This window comes from Mesorhizobium sp. M7A.F.Ca.CA.002.05.1.1 (assembly GCF_003998335.1).
In the GTDB taxonomy this organism is placed as follows: Bacteria; Pseudomonadota; Alphaproteobacteria; order Rhizobiales; family Rhizobiaceae; genus Mesorhizobium.
This window is the reverse complement of the sequence record NZ_RZQI01001014.1, coordinates 1-2,017: the sequence shown is the minus strand read 5'-3', so window position 1 is coordinate 2,017 and position 2,017 is coordinate 1. Positions and strand designations below refer to the sequence as shown.

The window sequence follows — 2,017 nt, the reverse complement described above, 5'->3', positions numbered from 1 at the left end:
ATGCGACGTACCGGCATCTACCACATCATCTCGATTTCGGGACTGCACATGGCGCTGGTCGCAGGCACCATCATGGGCTTGCTGCGCGGCGCCTTCGCCTTGTTTCCCGACTTTTCCGCGCGTCGCCCGGTCAAGAAGTATGCCGCCTTCGCCGCACTGTTCTCGATCGCGGCCTATCTCATCATCTCTGGAGTCGTCGTTGCCGCCGAGCGCAGCTTCATCATGCTGGCGGTGATGCTGATTGCCGTGCTGTTCGATCGAGCAGCACTCACCATGCGCAATCTGGCGATCTCGGCGATCGCCGTCATCGTGGTGTCGCCGCATGAGGTGGTCGGCCCGAGTTTTCAGATGTCGTTCGCCGCGACCGCGGCTCTGGTCGGCGCCTATGCCGGCTGGGCCGATCACCGCGCGGGAAAAGCAAGACCGCCGCCCCCAAAGCGATCCATGCCCGGTTTCCTGACGCGAAAGTTCGTGCTCGCGGCAACCGGCCTTGCCATGACCTCCATCATCGCCGGCAGCGCCACGACGCTGTTTGCCATCTGGCATTTTCAGCGTGTGTCGCCGCTCAGCCTGTTCGCCAATCTGGCGGTTATGCCGATCGTCACCGTCGTCATGTTCCTGGCTGTCGCAAGCGCGCTGCTGATGCCTTTCGGATTGGATTGGCCGGCCCTCTACCTGATGGGCAAGGGCCTGACGGTGATGATCGCCATATCGGGTTGGATCTCCGAACGTTCGCCTGTCGATGGGGTTGGGCTGATTTCGCAGCAATCTGTCCTGCTGGTGACAATTGCCCTGGTCATCGCGACGATGGCGACAACTTGGCTGCGGCTCGCTGCTCTGCCATTCGCGCTGGCAGGCTTGCTGACCGTCTCGGATACGCGCACGCCGGATGTGCTGATCTCGGAAGACGCCCGGCTGGTGGCGTTGCCGATCGGTGGCGGCGAGCTTGCCGTCAGCCGGGAACGGCCGAACGAATTCACCGTCGACAACTGGAAACGCGCCCTGACATCAGAAACCATCGTCGTGCCAGAGGTGTTCGACAAGAGCGATGGGCAATTCGACGTCGCGGACGCCGTTGAGCTACCGCCGGGATCGCCGTTCTATTGCTCCTCAGGCGTTTGCGTGGCCAGGCATATGTCCGGTGCGATCATTGCCTATGTCGAGGACCGCAAGGACACCTGGAAAGCCTGTGGCTTCGCCGAGCTGATCGTCATCAATGACGCCACCGCCTATGACGCCTGTCACAATCCGCTGGTTCTCGTCATCACCAAGCGGCAACTGGCTCGCAAAGGCAGTGCCGCGGTCTTCTTCGATCGCCAATCGGCGACCACGCCGGCGACAATCAGCTTCGCGGTGAACAGCCCATATCGGCCCTGGCACACGCAACGCAAATACTCTCGTGAGGCGAGGGGGCTGGCACCCTTCAAGAAACCCGAGAAGCCAGCGGCCAACCCGCAGCCGCCTCAGTAGCGGCGGATGAGGCCGACGAGCTTGCCTTGCACCTTGACCCTGTCTGGGCCGAAAATACGGGTTTCATAGGCCGGATTGGCGGCTTCGAGAGCGATGGAAGCGCCCTTGCGGCGGAACCGCTTCAGCGTCGCTTCCTCTTCATCGACCAGCGCCACGATGATCTCGCCGGGGTTCGCCGTGTCGGCATTACGGATGATGACGGTGTCGCCGTCGAAGATACCGGCCTCGATCATCGAGTCGCCCTTAACCTCCAGCGCATAGTGGGCGCCGCCCATGATCATGTCCGGCGGCACCGAGATCGAATGCGTCTGATGCTGGATGGCATCGATCGGCACACCGGCGGCGATACGGCCCATGACCGGTATCGACACGGCGGAGACCGCATCGTCATCATTGCCGGGCGAGGGCATCCGCGAAGGCGCCGGCTTGATCTGCCGGCCAAGGGCACCACCCTGACCGAGACTGCCCTGGATGACGCTTGGCGAAAACTTCTTTGCCGCGTTGAGGCCGGGCGCGATCGAGTCCGGCAATCGCAGCACTTCCAGCG

Annotated in this window: 2 protein-coding genes; one reads left to right on the top strand and one right to left on the bottom strand. The window is 62.7% G+C overall.

The window, feature by feature from the left end:
- Nucleotides 1-1,470, top strand: a 1,470-nt coding sequence (locus tag EN939_RS31865) for a ComEC/Rec2 family competence protein (protein WP_164751407.1), incomplete at its 5' end; no start/stop codon positions are given.
- Here the strand turns inward: EN939_RS31865 and lexA are convergent.
- Nucleotides 1,464-2,017 (bottom strand): transcriptional repressor LexA (gene lexA, locus EN939_RS31860; protein ID WP_127271553.1); only part of this gene is annotated, 554 nt, incomplete at its 5' end. The two genes, EN939_RS31865 and lexA, sit on opposite strands and share 7 nt — an antisense overlap.